The organism is Micromonospora sp. M51, from assembly GCF_018070305.1.
Classification (GTDB): Bacteria; Actinomycetota; Actinomycetes; order Mycobacteriales; family Micromonosporaceae; genus Micromonospora; species Micromonospora parva.
This window is the reverse complement of the sequence record NZ_JAGPXZ010000425.1, coordinates 1-5,323: the sequence shown is the minus strand read 5'-3', so window position 1 is coordinate 5,323 and position 5,323 is coordinate 1. Positions and strand designations below refer to the sequence as shown.

Here is a 5,323-nt window from a genome sequence, read left to right as displayed (position 1 = left end):
GGTCGTGGGTCACCATCACCACTGTCAGCCCGTGCTCGTCCACGACCGCGCGCAGCAGCGTCAGCACCTCCGCCGCGCTGCGGGAGTCGAGAGCGCCGGTCGGCTCATCGCAGAAGATGACCTCGGGGCGGGTGGCCAGCGCGCGGGCGATCGCCACCCGCTGCTGCTGGCCGCCGGAGAGCGCGGCCGGCCGGTGGTGCAGTCGGTCGGTGAGGCCGACCCGCTCGACCACCTGGGTCAGCCAGGCCCGGTCCGGACGGACGCCGGCCAGGCGCAGAGGCAGCACGATGTTCTCCTCGACGGTGAGCGCGCCGATCAGGTTGAACGCCTGGAAGACGAACCCGATCCGGGTACGACGCAGCTCGGTCAGGCGGGTCTCGGACAGCCCGGACAGGTCGGTGCCTCCGATCACCACCCGGCCGGAGGTGGGCCGGTCGAGCCCGGCCGCGGTCTGCAGCAGCGTGCTCTTGCCGGAGCCCGAGGGCCCCATCACCGCCGTGAAGGTGCCCCTGTCGAAACGGACGTCGAGGCCCGCGAGCGCAGTCACCTGGTTACGGCCGGCGTCGTACACGCGGGTGAGGTGTTCGACGCGTACCGCCGCTTCGGTTGTCTGTCCCGGATAGTCCGGCATTCTGGTGGCCTCTCTCCGTGTCATCGGCAAGAACTGCGCGCACCAGAAACGCTATTGACGTGGGAGAACGGCAACCATCCCGCGGGCTGCCAGGTCCGGGTACAGCAGGCGCTACCGCCGATCGCCGTCCAGGTAGCGCAGCACGGCGGTGACCCGGCGGTCGGCACTGTCGTCCGGTGGCAGCTGAAGCTTCGAGAAGATGCTGCGGATGTGCTTGTGCACCGCGCCGTCGGTGACGAACAGTCGCTCGGCGATCGCGCTGTTGCCAAGCCCTTCGGCCATCAGCCCCAGCACCTCACGCTCACGTGGCGACAGCTCGCTCAGCGCCGTGTCCGTCCGGCGGTTGCGGGCGAGCAACTGCGCCACCACCTCCGGGTCGATCACGCTGCCGCCGCCCGCGACCCGGTGCAGCGCGGCGAGGAACTCCTCGACCCGGCCCACCCGCTCCTTCAGCAGGTAACCGAGCCCGACGGCGCCGACCGAGAACAGGTCGGTGGCGAACGCCTGCTCCACGTACGCCGACAGGACCAGCACCGCGAGGCCGGGTCGCCGCCGCCGGGCCTCCACCGCGGCCACGATGCCCTCGTCGGTGTGGGTCGGGGGCATCCGTACGTCGACGATCGCGACGTCCGGCGCATGTTCGTCCACGGCGACCAGGAATTCGCCCGGAGTGCCGGCCGTGGCGACCACGTCCAGGTCCTCCGCCCGCAGCAGCAGCGCCAAACCCTCACGCAGCAGCGGGTCGTCCTCGGCGATCACGATCCGCATGGCAGCTCCACGTCCATTCTCGTCGGCCCTCCCGGTGGGCTCGTCAGCGTCATCCGGCCGTCGTACGCCTCGACCCGCCGCCGGATACCGGTGAGCCCTGAGCCACGTGTCTCGTCCGCGTCGCCGTGCCCGTCGTCCTCGATGCTCACCAGCAGCCGGCCGTGCTCGCGGCGCACGGCCACGTCCACGCGGCTCGCACCGCTGTGCCGGACGACGTTGGTCAGCGCCTCGGCCACCACGAAGTAGGCGGTGGCCTCGACCGAGGCCGCGCACCGCACGGCCACGTCCACCTCCAGTCGACAGGGCACCGCGCAGCTGCCGGCCAGGCCCGCCAGCGCGCCGGCGAGACCCCGGTCGTCCAGCACCGGCGGCAGGATCCCGCGCACCACCGTACGCAGCTCGCCGAGTGCCTGTTCGGCGGCGTCCTGCGCCTGCCCGAGGATTTCGTCGGCGCGGTCCGGATTGCGGCGCACGGCCCGCCGCGCGGCACCCAGCAACACGTTGACCGCCACCAACCGGTTCTGCGTGCCGTCGTGCAGCGACCGCTCGATCCGGCGCAGTTCGACAGCGTGGGCGTCCAGCGCCGCAGCGCGGGTGGCGGTCAGCTCGGCCACCCGCTACGACAGGTCGACACCTGGCGGTGGAGGCAGCTGCCACCGGCCCGGCCACGCCTGGAGACGGGCCAGGGCCGGGCTGAACCAGATCGCGGCGGCCAGCCAACCCACCCCGAGCACCCCGACCCAGAGCGCGTCGGACAGGTCGTCGACGCGCCACCAGACGATCCCCGGCGCGGCGTCGGGGGGAACCAGCCGGTACCACAGCGGGAAGGTGGTGTCCTGCACCGCATAGAGCGGCAGCGCGACGCCGACCAGCCCGGTCACCAGGCCGATGAGTGAGTACAGCCCGACCCAGCCGAGCTCCCGGCGCACGAACGGATCGTGCACAGCCGTCCGCAACCCGTCCGGCACCGGACCGGGGGTGGGGATCCGGTCGCCCCAGCGGGACAGCCGGGCGCGCTCACGGTCGGCCACCGACCGCACCACCCGCAACGCACCGGGCACCGCCAGCAGCCCCACCCCGCCCACGCAGGCCACCGCCACGATCGCCGCCCAGAGCAGCGCGCCCAGCGCCAGCGTGGCGGTGCCCAGCCCTCCGACGAGGTGCTCCAAGGCGTTGACCGAGGCGCGAACCCGCCCCCGCACGTACGCCATCGACCCACCTCCCCCGCCAACATAGGCCACCGCAGGCCTCGCCCAGCAACGTCCGGCGCGGAAGGTACAGCCTGCTGTACCACTGTCGTCGAGCTGGCGGGATCGTCTCCGCCGCGCCGCCTACCTAGCGTTGACGGCGTCGAGGAACATTCGCCGAATGGAGGCAGTCATGACCGATCCGTACCGCATCACCGAGGCCCCGGTCGCCGCGACGAAGAAGCCGGGCGGCCTGCTACGCCCGCTGCTGTGGCTGGTGCTCTTCGTCAGCGCGGCGGCCAACGTGGTGCTGTCAACCGCGGCGGACAACCAGTGGATCAGCTCCGGGTTCGGGCTGGTGGCGCTGCTCTGCGCGGTCGCGCTGATCGTCCACCACCGCCGTAACCGGGTGCGCGAGTCGTAGGGGCCCGACCGTCACGCCCGATCACCCATGCCGGTCGACGTTCCACCACTCACGGGCCAGTGCCGGCCAGTGCTTCCCCCATGCGGTGGGCGCGAACCGTACGAGCTCGGGGAGGAGGAGTGAACGGCGGTCAGGAGCAGGCGATCCTCGCGGTGTACGTCCGAGGGCTGGACGGCATGTGTGTTGGTTGCCGGGCACAGCGGCTCGCAACGCGAACTTATTCTGCGGCCTCGAGATACTGATCTGCCGGTGACCAGGCGCGGCGATGGTGAGCGTAAATGGAGCGGTCGTCGGCGTCCGCACACGATGAGCGTTCACTCGATCATCAAGCTAACCGTGATCGGACACCGTCCGGTCACGCTCTCAGTCTTGGGACGGCGGAGTGACTCGTCCAGCCACTAGCATCGCGCTGATTCCCGCCCCCCATTACGGAGACCTCCATGCGCAAACTTGCCGCCGCCCTCGTGGGCGTGCTCGTGGCCGCACTTCCGGCAACGGCCGCCCTGGCCGCCGCCCCCAAGCCGGATATCGCGGTGACCTCCGCCGCCGACAAGGCCAGCTACGCCGAGGGTGAGACCTTCACCATCACGGTCACGGTGGAGAACAAGAGCTCCGTCGACGCCAAGCACGTGCACTACACCGGCGGCGACAGCGAGGGCGTCGACGATGTCGCCTATGGTGAGCTGTCGAGCGGCTTCGACCTCGCCGCCGGTGCCACCAAGACCGTAAAGCTCACCGGCAAGACCAACCGCGTGGCGTGGCAGGTCGGCCGGGGATACGTCGCCTTCGAGCTTCGCGCCGACAATGGCGAGGCCAACGCCGCCGACAACATCACCAGCGTGCGGCTGCTGGTGCCGGGCGCCTTTGACGATCTCGGCGGATACGTCTTCCAGGGTGAGTCCTATGACGCCGAGTGGACGCCCCAGACCGCCGGCGTGCCGGGTGTGAAGGTCGTCGCCACCACTGCCGACGGCAAGACGAGGTACGCCGAGGCCATCACGGACGCCAAGGGCCTGTTCCGTCTCGCCCACCTCCCAGCCGGCGACGTCCTGCTGACCTTCACCGCCCCGGCGGGCTGGAAGGTCATGGCCGGCGAGAACGGCGAGTACGACCACACCTTGGCGCAGGTCAGCGCCGACGACAGCGACGAGCCGCGCATCTTCGTGCCGGCGAAGAAGGTTCCCGTGAGCTCTCCGAGCGCCTCGCCGTCGCCGTCCTCGCCGTCGCCGTCCTCGCCGTCGCCGTCCTCGCCGTCGCCGTCTTCCTCGCCGTCTTCGTCTTCGCCGCCGTTGTCGCCGTCGTCGTCGCCGACGAGCGCCGGTCCGGGCCTGCCGGTCACCGGCGACAAGACCATGCTGCTCGTCGGCGCGGCTGCGGTCGCCCTCGCGGTCGGCATCGCGCTGGTGCTCGTCGCACGACGCCGTCGCGTACGCCTGCAGGCCTGATCGACCGACGTCGCTTCGGCGGCCGGACACCGCGGGCGGTAGCTGCCGCCGCTGTGTCGAGCAGAGCGAAGGGCGCCGAGGCTCCAGTACCCGCTGGAGCCTCGGCGCCGCCGCTCCGACCGCGACGACGCCCTCAACGCGCGCTCCGTCGGGTGTTCACGCGGTTGGGACATGAGAAGACTGATGTGAATCCTCTGTGAAATGCCGGTGATCGGTCGGCGGCATGTGTCGACGGCCCGACGACGTCTATACAATGCACCTCATCTATATCGAGCTGTAACCATGGCTGAGGTGAATCTGCTGCGTATTCAGGTAGCGCTCATCGGCATTTCCCGGTTGGCGGGCGGGCCAGCCACAGGTGCGACGGCCCCGACCGTAACTGCTCTCGGTGACCTGGGCGCGTGCCGTTGAGCGGCCATGTGGCTGGTGGTCGGTTGGACGTCTCCATACTGGGTCCCATTCAGCTGTGCCGGGACGGCGTCCCGGTCCCGCTGGGTCCACAGCTCACCACGCTGTTCGCCATCCTGCTGTTGGAGCTCGGTAAGCCGGTGCCGAGCCGGCGACTGGCGACACTGCTCACCGGCGACGACGCGTCGGACGCCGCGCGGGCCACCCTCCGCAGCCATGTCGCCCACCTGCGGCGTGCCCTCGAACCCGGTGAGCGCGGGCGGCGTGGCAACTGGCTCATCGCCACGGTCGGCCGCGGAGCCGCAGCGGGATACCGGCTGGACCTGGACCCGGCGTGCGTCGACGCTGTCCGGTTCGAGGATGCGCTCCGGGAGAGCCGTCGACTGTTCGCGCTCGGCGATGCCGAGCACGCCGACCGGGCCGCCGCGATGCTGCGTTCCGCGCTCGATCAGTGGCACGG

7 protein-coding genes are annotated in these 5,323 nt (G+C 70.9%); 3 read left to right on the top strand and 4 right to left on the bottom strand.

Translation table 11 applies throughout. The features are described 5' to 3' along the window. From KBX53_RS21175 to KBX53_RS36465, 4 genes are all read right to left on the bottom strand, one after another. The coding region (locus KBX53_RS21175; RefSeq protein WP_210861201.1) for an ABC transporter ATP-binding protein at positions 1 to 631 on the bottom strand (631 nt) is incomplete at its 3' end. Positions 632 to 742: 111 nt separating this feature from the next. Next, positions 743 to 1,399 (bottom strand): response regulator transcription factor, encoded by a 657-nt coding sequence (locus KBX53_RS21170; protein ID WP_030333728.1) that lies wholly within the window; start codon positions 1,397 to 1,399, stop codon positions 743 to 745. Next, complete coding sequence (locus KBX53_RS36470) at positions 1,387 to 2,013, bottom strand: histidine kinase (protein WP_309140823.1); 627 nt, start codon at positions 2,011 to 2,013, stop codon at positions 1,387 to 1,389. Before KBX53_RS36470 ends, KBX53_RS21170 begins: the two co-directional genes overlap by 13 nt. Positions 2,014 to 2,016: 3 nt before the next feature. Continuing rightward, positions 2,017 to 2,610, bottom strand: coding sequence for a sensor domain-containing protein (locus KBX53_RS36465; RefSeq protein WP_247675975.1), 594 nt, complete (start codon positions 2,608 to 2,610; stop codon positions 2,017 to 2,019). A 169-nt stretch (positions 2,611 to 2,779) separates the two neighbouring features. On the opposite strand from KBX53_RS36465, the gene KBX53_RS21160 reads away from it, so the two are divergent. The 3 genes from KBX53_RS21160 to KBX53_RS21150 all read left to right on the top strand — a co-directional run. Further along, positions 2,780 to 3,010, top strand: a complete 231-nt coding sequence (locus KBX53_RS21160; protein ID WP_030333731.1) for a hypothetical protein — start codon at positions 2,780 to 2,782, stop codon at positions 3,008 to 3,010. A 440-nt stretch (positions 3,011 to 3,450) separates the two neighbouring features. Next, positions 3,451 to 4,455: an SdrD B-like domain-containing protein gene (locus tag KBX53_RS21155; protein WP_210861199.1), complete on the top strand. Its 1,005-nt coding sequence runs from the start codon at positions 3,451 to 3,453 to the stop codon at positions 4,453 to 4,455. A gap of 434 nt (positions 4,456 to 4,889) precedes the next feature. Beyond that, positions 4,890 to 5,323, top strand: a 434-nt coding sequence (locus tag KBX53_RS21150) for a winged helix-turn-helix domain-containing protein (RefSeq protein WP_210861196.1), incomplete at its 3' end; no start/stop codon positions are given.

Bases quoted from the DNA above. Each gene is read 5' to 3' on its own strand.
- KBX53_RS21170 (WP_030333728.1), bottom strand. From the start codon at position 1,399: ATGCGGATCGTGATCGCCGAGGACGACCCGCTGCTGCGTGAGGGTTTG.
- KBX53_RS36465 (WP_247675975.1), bottom strand. From the start codon at position 2,610: ATGGCGTACGTGCGGGGGCGGGTTCGCGCCTCGGTCAACGCCTTGGAG.
- KBX53_RS21160 (WP_030333731.1), top strand. From the start codon at position 2,780: ATGACCGATCCGTACCGCATCACCGAGGCCCCGGTCGCCGCGACGAAG.
- KBX53_RS21155 (WP_210861199.1), top strand. From the start codon at position 3,451: ATGCGCAAACTTGCCGCCGCCCTCGTGGGCGTGCTCGTGGCCGCACTT.